Origin of the sequence: Salipiger bermudensis, from assembly GCF_019801965.1 — a bacterium.
Taxonomy (GTDB): Bacteria; Pseudomonadota; Alphaproteobacteria; order Rhodobacterales; family Rhodobacteraceae; genus Salipiger; species Salipiger bermudensis_A.
Window position 1 is genome coordinate 1 of record NZ_JAHVIA010000002.1, and the last position, 13,097, is coordinate 13,097.

15 protein-coding genes are annotated in these 13,097 nt (G+C 65.9%); 7 read left to right on the forward strand and 8 right to left on the reverse strand.

The window, feature by feature from the left end:
- A partial coding sequence (locus KUV62_RS03895; RefSeq protein ID WP_222602952.1) for an integrase core domain-containing protein occupies positions 1–170 on the forward strand: 170 nt, incomplete at its 5' end.
- Between the two features lie 425 nt (positions 171–595).
- Here KUV62_RS03895 and nqrF read toward each other — a convergent pair.
- From nqrF to KUV62_RS03925, 6 genes are read right to left on the reverse strand one after another with little or no spacing between them, the layout of a single operon-like run.
- Positions 596–1,819 carry an NADH:ubiquinone reductase (Na(+)-transporting) subunit F gene (gene nqrF, locus KUV62_RS03900; protein ID WP_222602380.1) on the reverse strand — a complete coding sequence of 408 codons (1,224 nt, stop codon included), beginning with the start codon at positions 1,817–1,819 and terminating at the stop codon, positions 596–598.
- Between the two features lie 19 nt (positions 1,820–1,838).
- Positions 1,839–2,447 (reverse strand): NADH:ubiquinone reductase (Na(+)-transporting) subunit E, encoded by a 609-nt coding sequence (gene nqrE / locus KUV62_RS03905; RefSeq protein WP_222602381.1) that lies wholly within the window; start codon positions 2,445–2,447, stop codon positions 1,839–1,841.
- Positions 2,447–3,100, reverse strand: a complete 654-nt coding sequence (locus tag KUV62_RS03910; RefSeq protein WP_222602382.1) for an NADH:ubiquinone reductase (Na(+)-transporting) subunit D — start codon at positions 3,098–3,100, stop codon at positions 2,447–2,449. Before KUV62_RS03910 ends, nqrE begins: the two co-directional genes overlap by 1 nt.
- On the reverse strand, positions 3,100–3,909 hold the full coding sequence (locus tag KUV62_RS03915) for a Na(+)-translocating NADH-quinone reductase subunit C (protein WP_222602383.1): 810 nt from the start codon (positions 3,907–3,909) through the stop codon (positions 3,100–3,102). Before KUV62_RS03915 ends, KUV62_RS03910 begins: the two co-directional genes overlap by 1 nt.
- Positions 3,902–5,101, reverse strand: a complete 1,200-nt coding sequence (locus KUV62_RS03920) for an NADH:ubiquinone reductase (Na(+)-transporting) subunit B (protein WP_222602384.1) — start codon at positions 5,099–5,101, stop codon at positions 3,902–3,904. Before KUV62_RS03920 ends, KUV62_RS03915 begins: the two co-directional genes overlap by 8 nt.
- 4 nt (positions 5,102–5,105) lie before the next feature.
- A complete protein-coding gene (locus tag KUV62_RS03925) occupies positions 5,106–6,449 on the reverse strand; it encodes a Na(+)-translocating NADH-quinone reductase subunit A (protein ID WP_222602385.1) in 1,344 nt (447 codons plus the stop codon).
- 209 nt (positions 6,450–6,658) lie between these two features.
- Between KUV62_RS03925 and KUV62_RS03930 the strand changes: the two genes are divergently transcribed.
- Together KUV62_RS03930 and nqrM are read left to right on the forward strand one after the other, a co-directional pair.
- The gene (locus KUV62_RS03930) at positions 6,659–7,648 is read left to right on the forward strand and encodes an FAD:protein FMN transferase (protein WP_222602386.1); all 990 of its coding nucleotides are present in this window, start codon (positions 6,659–6,661) and stop codon (positions 7,646–7,648) included.
- A 59-nt stretch (positions 7,649–7,707) separates the two neighbouring features.
- Positions 7,708–7,947 carry a (Na+)-NQR maturation NqrM gene (gene nqrM / locus KUV62_RS03935; protein WP_222602387.1) on the forward strand — a complete coding sequence of 80 codons (240 nt, stop codon included), beginning with the start codon at positions 7,708–7,710 and terminating at the stop codon, positions 7,945–7,947.
- 145 nt (positions 7,948–8,092) lie between these two features.
- Here the strand turns inward: nqrM and KUV62_RS03940 are convergent, their stop codons facing one another.
- The gene (locus KUV62_RS03940; RefSeq protein ID WP_222602388.1) at positions 8,093–8,275 is read right to left on the reverse strand and encodes a hypothetical protein; all 183 of its coding nucleotides are present in this window, start codon (positions 8,273–8,275) and stop codon (positions 8,093–8,095) included.
- Positions 8,276–8,355: 80 nt separating this feature from the next.
- On the opposite strand from KUV62_RS03940, the gene KUV62_RS03945 reads away from it, so the two are divergent.
- The 4 genes from KUV62_RS03945 to KUV62_RS03960 all read left to right on the forward strand — a co-directional run bounded on the left by KUV62_RS03945 (position 8,356) and on the right by KUV62_RS03960 (position 11,970).
- Positions 8,356–8,877, forward strand: a complete 522-nt coding sequence (locus tag KUV62_RS03945; protein ID WP_222602389.1) for a CBS domain-containing protein — start codon at positions 8,356–8,358, stop codon at positions 8,875–8,877.
- 180 nt (positions 8,878–9,057) lie between these two features.
- Positions 9,058–9,228 (forward strand): hypothetical protein, encoded by a 171-nt coding sequence (locus KUV62_RS03950; RefSeq protein WP_222602390.1) that lies wholly within the window; start codon positions 9,058–9,060, stop codon positions 9,226–9,228.
- Positions 9,229–9,508: 280 nt separating this feature from the next.
- A complete protein-coding gene (locus KUV62_RS03955) occupies positions 9,509–11,023 on the forward strand; it encodes an alpha/beta hydrolase (RefSeq protein WP_222602391.1) in 1,515 nt (504 codons plus the stop codon).
- Positions 11,024–11,127: 104 nt separating this feature from the next.
- A complete protein-coding gene (locus tag KUV62_RS03960) occupies positions 11,128–11,970 on the forward strand; it encodes a M15 family metallopeptidase (RefSeq protein ID WP_222602392.1) in 843 nt (280 codons plus the stop codon).
- A 99-nt stretch (positions 11,971–12,069) separates the two neighbouring features.
- Here KUV62_RS03960 and KUV62_RS03965 read toward each other — a convergent pair whose 3' ends face one another.
- On the reverse strand, positions 12,070–13,095 hold the full coding sequence (locus KUV62_RS03965) for a hypothetical protein (protein WP_222602393.1): 1,026 nt from the start codon (positions 13,093–13,095) through the stop codon (positions 12,070–12,072).
- Positions 13,096–13,097: the final 2 nt, after the last annotated feature.

Sequence of the window (13,097 nt, forward strand, 5' to 3'; positions counted from 1 at the left end):
GCCTGAACGAGCACCTGTTCGCCAATCTGCGCCACGCCCACGAGTTGATCGCCGGCTGGCGCAACGACTACAACCATCACCGCCCCCACACGAGCCTCGACGGGCTCACCCCGTGGGAGTATCACCAACGGTCAGTAGAGGACCAAACCCTGAACAGAGCTAACTCATAAACGCGGACTCTATGGGGAGCAGGTCACGATGACAGGGCGGAGCTGAGGTGCGCTGACACGCGATGTGCGGGGCTTCTGGTGGCCCTGGACGGTGGCGTCTCAAGGGTCTGACAGGGCACTGTGCGGGGCAGGCGGCGCGCTTGTGTCGCTTGGGCGGAGAGAAGGGACGCATCTGAAGAGGCTGCGCCAGCCGCGTCGAATGACCGTCGTGGGCGCCAAGGCGCCGGGCTCGATGCGGCAGCCTGACCCGGCACCAGCACCAAGAATCACCGATGACCTCACGCCGAGCGTGGCGCACGTGCGGCCGACGCTCCTGCGTGCTCAAGAAGCATCCCCCGTCATGCCGCTCGCGCGCTGCGCCGCCGTCGCGGCAAAGAAAAAGGGGGCCTCGCGGCCCCCTTCCTGATCCCGTGCTGTCGGCGCGATCAGCCGCCGAAATCGTCGAGCATGATGTCTTCGCGATCAACGCCCAGATCGAGCAGCATGTTGATCACCGACTGGTTCATGATCGGCGGACCGCACATGTAGAACTCGCAATCCTCGGGGGCGGGGTGGTTCTTCAGATACTCCTCGTAGAGCACGTTGTGGATGAAGCCCGTGTAGCCTTTCCACTCGTCCTCGGGGAGCGCATCGGAAAGCGCCACGTGCCATTCGAAGTTCGGGAACTCCGCCGCCAGATCGTCGAAATCCTCGACGAAGAACATCTCGCGCTTGGAGCGGGCGCCGTACCAGAAGGTGATCTTGCGATCCTTGTTCTTCAGGCGCTTGAGCTGGTCGAAGATGTGCGAGCGCATCGGCGCCATGCCGGCACCGCCGCCGATGAAGACCATTTCCTTCTGCGTGTCGCGGGCAAAGAATTCGCCGAACGGGCCGGAGATGGTGACCTTGTCGCCGGGCTTGAGGTTGAAGATGTACGAAGACATCTGCCCCGGCGGGATGCCGGTCGAGCCCGGGGGCGGCGAGGCGACGCGGACGTTGAGCATGATCAGGCCCTTCTCGTCCGGGTAGTTGGCCATCGAGTAGGCGCGCTCGATCGGCTCGTCGACCGTCGATTCATACTGCCACAGATTGAACTTGTCCCAATCCGGGCGATACTCCTCGGCGATGTCGAACTCCTTGTAGGAGAGCTTGTGCGCGGGCGCCTCGATCTGGATGTAGCCGCCGGCGCGAAAGTTGACGTCCTCGCCCTCGGGAAGCTCCAGGACGAGGTTCTTGATGAAGGTCGCGACGTTGTCGTTGGAACGCACGGTGCATTCCCACTTCTTGACGCCGAAGACCTCCTCGGGAACCTCGATATCCATGTCCTGCTTGACCGCCACCTGGCAGGACAGGCGGTCGCCGCAGGCGGCTTCGCGCTTGGTGATGTGCGATTCCTCGGTCGGCAGGATCGAGCCGCCGCCGGAATGGATCCGCACCCGGCACTGCGCGCAGGTGCCGCCGCCGCCGCAGGCGGAGGGCACGAAGAGCTTCTGGGCCGCCAGCGTCTGCAGCAGCTTGCCGCCCGCCGGGACCGAGATGGTCTTCTCGTGGTTGATGGTGATGTTGACGTTGCCTGACGACACCAGGCGCGAGCGCGCGACCATGATGATGGTCACCAGCGCGATCACGATCAGGGTGAAGAGAACGACGCCGAGGCTGAAAGTAAGCATTGTGGTTCTGTCCTCCGCCTCAGAGATTCACGCCGCTGAACGACATGAAGGCCAGCGCCATCAGTCCCGCGGTGATGAAGGTGATGCCCAGACCCTGCAGCCCGTCGGGGATGTCGGAATACTTGAGCTTTTCGCGCACGCCGGCCATGGCGGTGATCGCCAGCGCCCAGCCGAAGCCCGAGGAGACGCCGTAGGTCAGCGCCTCGGGGAAATCGTAGGCGCGTTCGACCATGAACAGCGAGCCGCCGAGGATGGCGCAGTTCACCGTGATCAGGGGCAGGAACACACCCAGCGCGTTGTAGAGGGGCGGGAAATACTTATCGAGCACCATCTCGAGGATCTGCACCAGCGCGGCGATCACCCCGATATACGAGATCAGGCCGAGGAAGGTGAGATCGACGTCCGGGAACCCGGCCCACGCCAGCGCGCCGGGCGCCAGCAGGTAGGTCAGGATCAGGTTGTTGGCCGGCACGGTGATGGCCTGCACGATCATCACCGAGATGCCGAGGCCCATCGCGGTCGAGATCTTCTTCGACACGGCGATGAAGGTACACATGCCGAGGAAGAAGGACAGCGCAAGGTTCTCGACGAAGATCGCCTTCACGGCGAGGGAGATGAGACCTTCCATCAGTGTGCCTCCACCGTCTGGATCTTGTACTCGCGCTCTTCGACCTGCTTCGGCTTCCAGGTGCGGATCGCCCAGATCAGGAGGCCGATGACGAAGAAGGCCGAGGGCGGCAGCAGCAGCAGGCCGTTGGGCACGTACCAGCCGCCGTTGTTCACGGTCTCCAGGATGGTGATGCCGAACAGCGAGCCCGAGCCGAAGAGCTCGCGGATCACGCCCACGGTCATCAGGATGACGCCGTAGCCGAGCCCGTTGCCGACACCGTCGATGAAGCTGGCCACCGGCGGGTTGCTCATGGCGAAGGCTTCGGCGCGGCCCATCACGATGCAGTTGGTGATGATCAGGCCGACGAAGACCGAGAGTGTCTTGGAGATCTCGTAGGCATAGGCCTTGAGCACCTGGTCGACGAGGATCACCAGGCTCGCGATGATCACCATCTGCACGATGATCCGGATCGAGCTCGGGATCTGGTTGCGCAGCATCGAGATGAACAGCGACGAGAAGCCCGTCACCAGCGTCACCGCGATGGCCATCACGAAGGCCACGCTGAGCGACGAGGTCACCGCAAGGGCCGAGCAGATGCCCAGGACCTGCAGCGTGATCGGGTTGTTGTCGATCAACGGATCGACAAGTTGCGATTTGCGTGTCTGAGCCATCAGATCTCTCCTGCCTTAAGCCGCTCGAGGAACGGGCCGTAGCCCTGCTCACCCATCCAGAAGCGGACAAGGTTGTCGACGCCGCGCGAGGTCAGGGTCGCCCCTGCCAGCGCGTCGATGTAGTACTCGCGGCCGGCCGCCGGCGGGGTCTTGGCGACGGTGATCTGCAGATCGCCATCCTCGTCCCGCAGCTTCTTGCCGTTCCACAGCGCCTTCCAGCGCGGGTTGTCGACCTCGGCGCCGAGGCCCGGGGTCTCGCCGTGCTGGTAGAACTGCAGGCCGTAGATGTCGTTGCCGTTCTCTTCCAGCGCGATGAAGCCGTAGAGGGTCGACCAGAGGCCATAGCCCTCGATCGGCAGGATCACCTTGTCGATGCCGCCATCCTCGCTGCGCAGGATGTAGACCATGCGGAAGGCCTGCATCGAGCCGCCGAGACCCGCCGGGTCTTCGTCGAGCGCACGGATGATCGCGGGATCGCCCTTGGCGGCCAGCTCGTCGAACGTGTCGATCTCGAACTGGTCGGTGAACTCGCCGGTGTCGAGCTCGAGCACGTGCGGCTCCATCGCCTCGAACGCCTCGGCCACGCTGACGTTGGGATCATAGACGCCGGCCACCTGCAGCACGTTCGACTGCTTGTCGCGCAGCGCGTTGGCCTGCTGCACCGGGCGCAGCGACACCGCTGCCGCCGACACGATCATCGAGGCCACGAGGCACAGGGTCACCGCCACGAACACGGTCTTGCCGACCGAGTCGTTGGGCATGTCGAGGAAGCGACGGATGAGGCCTTTTTTCTCATTCGCGTCAGGCATTGCGCTTGGCCCTCCGTTTGATGTTGGCCTGAACGACGAAGTAGTCGATCAGCGGCGCAAAGACGTTGCCGAAAAGGATCGCGAGCATCATGCCTTCCGGGAAGGCCGGGTTCACGACGCGGATCATCACCACCATGAAGCCGATCAGCGCGCCGTAGATCCAGCGTCCGGCATTGGTATGCGAAGCCGAGACCGGCTCGGTCACCATGAAGACGAGGCCGAAGGCGTAGCCGCCGACGACGAGGTGCCAGTACCACGGCATCGCGAACATCGGGTTGCTGTCGGAGCCGATGACGTTGAGCAGCGAGGAGAACGCGATCATGCCGAGCAGGCAGCCTGCGACGAGGCGCCAGTTGGCGATCTTGGTCACCAGCAGGAAGGCCAGACCGATCAGGCAGGCGATGGTCGAGGTCTCGCCGAGGCAGCCCTGGATCGTGCCGATGAAGGCGTCCATCCAGGTGATGCCGCGCTCGGGCAGGGCGGCGTAGCCGTCGCTGGCGCTGACCGAGAGCGCGGTGGCGCCGGAGAAGCCGTCGACCGGGGTCCAGACCGTGTCACCGGACATCTGCGCCGGGTAGGCGAAGTAGAGGAAGGCACGGCCGACAAGCGCCGGGTTGAGGAAGTTCTTGCCGGTTCCGCCGAACACTTCCTTGCCGATCACCACGCCGAAGATGATGCCGAGCGCGACCTGCCACAGCGGCGTCGAGGCCGGCAGGATCAGGGTGTAGAGCATCGAGCTGACGAGGAAGCCCTCGTTGACCTCGTGGCCGCGCACCACCGCGAAGATCACCTCGAAGATGCCGCCGGCAACCAGCGTGACGATGTAGATCGGCAGGAAATACAGCAGCCCGTGCAGCATGTTGGCCAGCGGGTTTGCCGGGTTGAAGCCGATGCCCAGCGTCTCGATGATCCAGGCACGCCAGCCCGAGGCGCCATATTCGGCGATCGCGAGGTTGGTCTGCAGGCCGGTGTTGTAGAGGCCGAACAGGATGCACGGGATCGTCGCCAGCACCACGTAGGTCATGATCCGCTTCATGTCGATGTAGGAGCGGGCATGCGGGGCGACGGTGGTCACCGTCTTGGGCGTGTAGACGAGACTCTCCACCATCTCGTAGATGGAGTAGTATTTCTCGAACCTGCCGCCCTTGTGGAAGGCCGGCTCGATCCGGTCGAAGAGATTGCGAAGACCCACGGCCTTACCCCTCCTTCTCGATCTTGGTGAGGCTGTCGCGCAAGGCGAGGCCATATTCATACTTGGCCGGGCAGGCGAAGCCGCAGAGCGCGAGGTCTTCCTCGTCGAGCTCCATCGCACCGAGCGCCTGCGCGGTGTCCGTGTCCATCACCAGCAGCGCGCGCAGCAGCTGCGTGGGCAGGAAATCCTGCGGCATCAGCTCCTCGAAGGTGCCCAGCGGCACCATGGCGCGGCGGCCACCGTTGAGGTTCGAGGTCAGCGCGTAGAGCTTCTTGCTGAAGGCCGAGCCCAGCACCGGCTGGTAGGCATATTTCGACGGCATCGGGAGGATCCAGCCGAGCGTGTTCTGCTCGCGGTCTTCCTTGATCAGCGTGATCTGGCGCGCGTAGCGGCCGAGATAGCAGGTCGGACCGTCGCCCATGCGGCCGCTCAGGATCGAGCCCGAGATCACCCGCACCGGCAGCTTGGTCTGCAGGTCGTCGTGGCAGAGATCGGCCATCGACGCGCCGGCAATGGTGCGCACCAGCCGCGGCTTGCGGCAGAGCGGGCCCGAGAGCGCGATGGTGCGCGACATGTCGAGCCTGCCAGTGTCGAGCAGCTTCCCGATCGCGATGATGTCGTGGTAGCCGACGGTCCAGACCGTCTTGCTGGCCGAGGGCGGCTCGAGGAAGTGCATGTGGGTGCCCGCGAGGCCCGCCGGGTGCGGCCCGGAGAAGCCCGCCACGAACACGCCCGGCATGCCGGCGCCCGGCACGTCGCTGTCGGCGTCCTGGCAGAGGTAGACATGGCCCTCGGTCAGTAGGGTCATCGCCTGCAGGCCGTGGGTGAAGGCCTTGCTGTCCTCTGCGATGATCGCCGCCGCGTCACCGCTCAGCGGCTCGCTGTCCATCGCCGTGACGTAGATCGCCGCCGGACGGGTCTCGGGATCGGGGACCTTGGAATAGGGACGGGTACGGAACGAGGTCCAGAGGCCGGCGGCGCAGAGCCGCTCGACGACGCCTTCCGGCGTGTGCGGATCGCCGACTCCGGAGAAGTCCACCGGCTCGGCGGCGCTCGGATCGATCTCGATCTCGACACTCACCAGCTTGCGGCGGGCGCCCCGGTTGATCGCCTTGATTCGGCCGGAGACCGGCGAGGTGACTTGAACCGTGGGGGTGTCCTTATGCGCCAGAATGGGCGCGCCGGCGGCCACGAGATCGCCTTCCTGGACCGCGAGGCGCGGCTTCAGACCGATGTAATCGTCTCCGAGGATGGCGACTGTTCGGACCGCAGGAGCGTCTTGGATCCCGCCTTCGGGTGCCCCCAGTACCGGGACATCCAGACCTTTCTTTAACGTATATCGCTGCACGTTGTTTCGTCCTGTCCATTTTTGCCGGTCTTATGCGCTGCCGAGCCGGATTTTGGAAGTTCTTCAGAGGCGATTCTCCAATTTATTGTTGAACTGCCCCGGAACTTCGCTCAGAAGCCCATCATCTCATCGTCGTACATGAAGCAGCCTTCAGCGGAGATATCCCCGTGACCAAGCCCCTCCTCCTTTCTCGCCGTAGCCTCCTTGCAATGCCGCTCGCCCTGGCAGCCTGCAAGAAGGGATGGTCGATCCTCGAACTGACCGGGCTGACCATGGGAACCAGCTATTCCATCGTGGCGGTCGATCATTCGCGTCAGATCGACAAGGCGGAGCTCAAGGCCGCCGTCGAGGCCAAACTTGCCACGGTGAACACCCAGATGTCCAACTGGGATAGCAGCTCCGAGATCTCGCGCTTCAACGCGACCGGCTCGACCGGGCAGTTCGGCGTCTCGCACGAGTTGGCCTATGTGATGCAGGCCGCGCAGGACGTGAACACCGCCAGCGACGGCCGCTTCGACGTCACCGTCGGCCCGCTGATCGATCTCTGGGGCTTCGGCGCCAATGGCACCCGCAACGACGAGCCGGGCGAGCGCGAGATCGCCGAGGCGCTGGCCTGCTGCGGTCAGACCGAGTCGATCCGCGTCGGCAATGGCGCCCTGCAGAAGCTGCGCCCCGAGGCAGAGGTCTATCTCTCGGCCATCGGCAAGGGCTTCGGCGTCGACCAGGTCGCCAGCGCGCTCAAGGATTTCGGCCTCACCGACTACATGGTCGAGATCGGTGGCGATCTCTACACCGCCGGCCGCAACCCCGATGGCCAGCCCTGGCAGATCGGCATCGAGTCGCCGGAAGCCTTCGATCGCGGCGTGATGAAGGTCGTGGGCCTGTCGGATCACGGCATGGCGACCTCGGGCGATTACCGCAACTTCTTCGAGAAGGACGGCCAGCGCTTCTCGCACATCATCGACGCCACCACCGGCCGCCCGGTCACCCACGCCACCGCCTCGGTGACCGTGATGACCGAGAACGCCATGCTGGCCGACGCCTGGGCCACCGCGCTGCTGGTGCTGGGCACCGAGCGCGGCCTCGAGATCGCAAATGATCGTGATATGGCGGTGCTCTTCGTTGATCGCGCCGGCAAGGCGGGCGACAAGGGCTTCACCACCACGGCCAGCGCGCGCTTCGAGGCGCTGCAGGCCTGAGCCTGAAGGCGGCCTCCGGGCCGCCGCCTCACATCTGATACTGAAAGGGTCGGTCCGACGTGTCGACGTTCCTTCTCGCCTTTGGTCTTCTGATGATCGTGATGCTGGGCATGGCGCTCGGCGTCATCCTCAACGGGCGCACCATCAAGGGGAGCTGCGGCGGCCTGAACGCGATCGCCGACGCGGATCACTGCGTGGTCTGCAAGCAGGAGATCGACCCCAACAGCCCGCTGCGCGACCGGCTGCACTGCCCCAAGGCGCGCAAGATGCTCGAAGATATGGAGCGCGAGCAGGCCTGAGTTTCAGGCCGGCGGCACATTGCCTTCGGGAAGATTGGATGCCCTCGCACGCTGCTGCGAGGGTTTTTCATGTCCGGAGGTCGCTCCCGCCGCAGGCCGGTGGCAACGCGTCTTGCGCGAGGCCCGTCAGGGGGCCAGCGCGGCCTCAGCCTTCCGACATCGGCAGCAGCCCGAGCGCGAGAAGCAGCACCGCAGCCACCGTTCCGAACAGCCAGAGCTGCCAGCGCGGACCTTCGGTTTTCCAGACCGTCCGGTAGCGATAGCCCGCAAGGCAGGCGATCACGAACAGCACCGTGGCGCTGGCGGGCGTGAGCGTGAGCTCGGGCAATCTGCAACCTCTCTGAAACAAGCGCGTTTACAGATGAGCTGATTGCACTAACCTGAAACAGGATCAAGGGAGGTCACGCCATGCCTGCATCATACCAACCCCACACCGTCGGTGACGACGATCAAGAACGGACCATGAGCCAGACCGTCGACACCAACCTCTCCGCCGCCGAGGCGACGGTGCGCCACGTGCTCGACGACAAGGGCGAAGAGGTGTTCTGGATTCAGCCGCAGGAGACCATCGGCAAGGCGGTCGAAGTCCTGCGGGACAAGCGCATCGGCGCGATTCTCGTGAAGGATCCGCAGGGCGCGCTGGTGGGCATCCTTTCGGAGCGCGACATCGTGCGCCGACTCGCGGACACCCCGGGGCGCACGCTGCCACAGAAGGTCGAGGAGCTGATGACCCCCGAGGTCGAGACCTGCAGCCCGGACGAATCGCTGGTGGTGGTGCTTCGGCGCATGAACGATGGCCGATTCCGCCACATGCCGGTGATCGAAGAGGGCGCGCTGATCGGCCTGATCTCGATCGGCGACGTGGTGAATTACCGCCTGACCGCGCTGGAATACGAAGCGCTCAAGCTGAAGCAGCTGATCGTCGGCTGAAAGCGCCCTTAACAGCCTGTTTCATGAGCATTTGCATCCCGGTTCCGCATCACGCGGGGCCGGGATTTTTGCTGCACTGCAGCGCAAAAGCGAAATCGAGAATTGCAAGTCCAACCGGCAAGATGCGGCATTGTGTCACGACGAATCCGTGCTACCGTTCTCCTCAGGGAGGAACACAACATGATGCTTTTTATCGTCGGCCTCGGAATCGGCCTTCTGATTGCGACACCGTTCATCGCGCTTGCGCTTGGGGCAGGGATCCTGACCCGCAAGACGGTGAATGATCTGGCCGAGGTTGAGAGCGATCCCTACCTGCCGAACGTGATCGCGTTCCGGCCAGGGCGCGCCTGACGCGCGTTTCAACCGTCTGCAGAATTTCCGCAGGCCTGCCCGATCCGCGTGGTCGGGCAGGCCTTGTGCCGTTCAAGTGGCGCGGGCGAGTCGAGCGCCCGCCGCGCCGCCCGGTGAGAGGATCTCGGCCGACGGCGTCGTTGTGCTGAAAAAACCATCAGAGCGGCCGCGTTCCGCAACAGGAGCCGCCCCGGACAGTCTTGACATGGCGCTGTATAGATAGGCCAGACTGGCCGCCGAACGCAGGGGATTTCCTGATCGGATACGCGGGAGCAGCAGGGTGCCGCAGCAGGCAGATCATGTCGGAGAAACGCTCAGCATCTCGCTTCTGGGAGAGCTCCGCGTGTTTCGCGGCGAGCAGGAGCTCGCCCTCCCGGCATCGCGCAAGGCAAGGGCGCTGCTGGCCTTCCTCGTGGCCACTGGCCGGCCGCATCGCCGCGAGCGCCTGTGCGAGCTGTTCTGGGATCTGCCCGATGATCCGCGCGCCGCGCTGCGCTGGTCGCTGACCAAGCTGCGCAAGGTGATCGACGATCCCGACCGGCCGCGCATCGTCGCGGATCGCGAGCGCGTCGCGGTCGATACCGAAGGGCTGAGGCTCGACATCCGCGCCGTCCGAGAAGACATCGCCTCCGGCCTCGACAGCCTGCCGCTCGAGACTCTCGAGCGCATGGCGCGGCGGCTCGACGAGGTCTTGTTCGACGGGCTCGACGGGGCGGGGGGCGAGGCTTTCGGCGCGTGGCTCAGCGCCGAACGCGCCGATGCCGAGGCCGAACGGATCGACGTGCTGCGCCATCTTGCCAACCATCCCGCCAACCCGCCTGCCATCGCCGAGAAGTGGCGCCGCCTCTGGCATGCCGCCGATCCTGGCGCCGCGTGCGATGCGCCGGACCCGGCCCCGCCGCGCGCCCCCGCGCCGACCGGCCGGCCGCCGCGCATCTCGAGCGGCTTGCGGGCCCAGAAGATCGGCTTCTGCGACGTCGCCGACGGCACCACCATCGCCTATGCCACCGTGGGCAGCGGTCCGCCGCTGCTCAAGGCGGCAAACTGGCTGACCCACCTTGAGTTCGACTGGACCAGCCCGATCTGGGGCGAGTGCTTTGCCGACATCGCCCGCGAGCGCAGCTTCATCCGCTACGACGAGCGCGGCTGTGGCCTGTCGGACTGGGACACCGACGACCTGAGCTTCGATGCCTTCGTCGAGGATCTCGAGGCGGTGGCCGACCGGCTCGAGCTCGAGCGCTTCCCGCTTCTGGGCATCTCGCAGGGCGCGGCGGTGTCGATCGAGTATGCCGCGCGCCATCCGGAGCGTGTCTCGGGGCTGATCCTGTTCGGGGGCTACGCCGCCGGCTGGCGCCATACCACCAGCGATGACGAGAAGGCCCGCCGCGAGGCGGTGCGGGATCTGACGCGGGTCGGCTGGGGCACGGACAACCCGGCCTACCGGCACATCTTCTCGCAGACCTTCATGCCCGGCGTGGCGCCCGACGAGCTGGCATGGTTCGACGAGTTCCAACGCCTTACCACCTCGCCGGAGAACGCCGCGCGCTTCCAGGACGCTTTCGGCGACATCGACGTGCGCCACCGGCTGGGCGACGTGACCGCGCCGACGCTGGTGCTGCACTCGACCGGCGACCAGCGCATCCCGGTGAGCGACGGGCGCCAGATCGCACGCGGCATCCCCGGCGCGCATTTCGTGCCGCTGGAGAGCCGCAACCACGTGCTGGTGGGCTACGAGCCCGCGTGGCAGACCTGCATGGCCGCGATCCGCGATTTCCTGACCGAATACGGTATCTGAGCCGCGCGGGTTTTCGCTCTGCAAGACCCGCCATGCTGAACCTTTCGAGCCGGAGGGGGCACCTATGGGCACCACCCGTCCCCTGTCTCTGAGAGGTTCGCCTCATGCGCATCGTTGGTGCCCTGCTGATCGCCCTCGCCATCGCCGCCGCGCCGTTCTCGTGGCGCTATGCCCAGACCCTGATCCCCGCGACCGAGCCCGATGCGCCGGAGCCCGCGCCGGCCAGCGCAGAGGCCGCCCCGGCGGCGCTCGAGGCGGAGGTGGCGTTTCTCTCCGATCAGCTCGCCCGACTGAGCCAGCGCGTCGACGCGCTCGACAGCCGCACGGCGCTCAACCTCGCCAGCGTGGCGCGCCCGCTTGAGCCCCGCGCCGAGATCCCCGAGGCCACGGATTCGCTCAAGGATGCCTTCGCGCAGGTGGTGCTGATCGCCGATCGGCGTTCGGCCAATGACGGGCTCAGCCACGCCACCCCCTCCTTCCTGCGCGAACTCATCGGCCTGCCGCGCCCGGATCTCACCGACAATTGCCAGTCGGCCACAAACCCCAGGCTGCGTGATCTGCTCTCGACCGAGGATGTCGGCCCGATCCGCGCCACGCTGGTGCGCCCGGCACTGGTCTCGATCCGGCAGGTCTTTGCCAATGTGCAGGTCTTCGAGCCCGAGCTCTACGACCGTATCAAGACCGCCGGCTCGCTCTGCGTGCGCCGCATCCGGGGGGCGCAGAGCGCCGCCTCCGCCCATGCCTACGGGCTCGCGGTTGACATCAATATCGACGGCGTGCTCGACAGCCTCGCCGACGGCAAGACCCAGCTCGGGCTGATCCTGCTGGCGGATTTCTTCAAGAAGGAAGGTTGGATCTGGGGCGCCGGCTTCGGCCGCGAGGACTCGATGCATTTCGAAGTCAGCCGCGACAAGCTCGAGCAGTGGCGGCGGCTGGGAGAGATCTGAGCGCCGCGCTCGCGGTATGTCAAAAGGTGGGCCTGTCTCGTCTGGAGGCGTGCCCTGGTCTGCCGGACCGGTGTTTCCCGTGAAGCAAAGCCACCGCGCTCACGCGCAGGGGCAGAGCGAACACATGTCGAAGGGCTCCATGTCGAGCGCCATCTGCAGCGAGCCCTGCAGCGCCAGCGCCACGTTGAGGAAGGGCGCGATGGCGAGGCGCGGCGGTGAAAACGAGGCCAGCCCGGCCAGCGCCGTGCTGCTCGCCGCCGATTCTCCCAGCTTGAAATCCTCGAAGCTCGGCAGCATTGCGAGCTTGTTGGCCAGCGTCAGCGCGCCGAGCGGCAGCCCCATCCGGAAGCTCGCCCAGAGCCGCAGCATCGCCTGGATGCGCGACAGGGTGGCGGGCGAGAAGCCGTCCGGGCCGAAGGCCTGCTCGATGGTGGCCAGCGCCTCGAGCACCATGGCGAGCTTCTGCAACAGCGGCATCGGGATGATCAGGCTCGGCGGCGACAGGCTCGCCAGCCCGTGCAGTCGGTTCTGCAGCCCCGAGACCGACCCCGGCTCGCCCAGCGGTGGCAGGTCGAAGGCCGCGTTCATCGCGAGGAGCTGCGGCAGCCCTCCCATCAACTGCGCCATGCGGAACTGCGGCCGCGTCAGGGCGAGGGCGACACTGTCGAAATAGGGCGCGGGCGGCGCCTCCGTGGCGTGGAGGGGGTCGAGCCCGAGGGCGCGCAGGTCGAGCACCAATCGCGCCACGAGGGAATAGGCGATCAGCGGCTGGATCTTCAGCTGGGTCAGCCAGCCGAGCCGCGGCCAGACATTGCGCGCGATGCTCTCACCCGCCTGCTGCATCTGCAGTTCGAGCTGCGGCAGGTCATCGAAGGCGAAGGTGCCGGTCATCAGCGACAGCATCATCGCGATATTCGCGAGCCCGCCGCCGCCCATGTCGAGACTGGGCATCACCACCGGGTCGAGCGCGGCGGCGATCTGCAGGTCGAGCCGGTTCTCCGGGTCGAGCGCCGGCAGCGCCGCGGCGAGCTTCAGCGAGAGCGGAATCGGCGGCAGGATCGGGATCGCGCCGATCTGGAAGCGGTTGCGGGCGGCGCTGGCGGGGATCTCGCAGAAACACGGCATGG